At 66.8% G+C, this 325-nt stretch carries 1 protein-coding gene; it reads right to left on the bottom strand.

The features are described 5' to 3' along the window. A partial coding sequence (locus SB773_RS30715; protein WP_410594009.1) for a hypothetical protein occupies positions 1–325 on the bottom strand: 325 nt, incomplete at both ends.

Below are 325 nucleotides of genomic sequence, written 5' to 3'. Positions count from 1 at the left end.
GGTCAGCATTGTCGGCATCCAGCGTGGCGCTTTCGGTGTCGCTGGCCGGGTTGCCCGCTTGGTCGGTGACGTCGGCGACCACGGTGATGGTGCCGTCGACCAGGCCGGCGGCCGTCAGGTCTTCGGTGGTGCTGAACGCGCCGTTGGTCACCGTGGCGGTGAACGTGGCGGTGTTGTTCTGGCTGTCGGGGACCGTCAGCGTGACCACTTGACCGTCTTCCACGTTGGTGGTGGTGCCGGTCAGTTCGGTGGCTTGGGCCTCGCTCACGGACAGGTTGCCGTCGCCGATGGCCGCCAAGTCGATGGTCGGCAGGTCAGCATTGTC

The organism is Bacillus sp. SIMBA_074 (assembly GCF_046534555.1).
GTDB lineage: Bacteria > Bacillota > Bacilli > Bacillales > Bacillaceae_G > Bacillus_A > Bacillus_A mycoides.
Note: the sequence above shows the minus strand (reverse complement) of the source record. Positions and strands in the feature narration are given on the sequence as shown.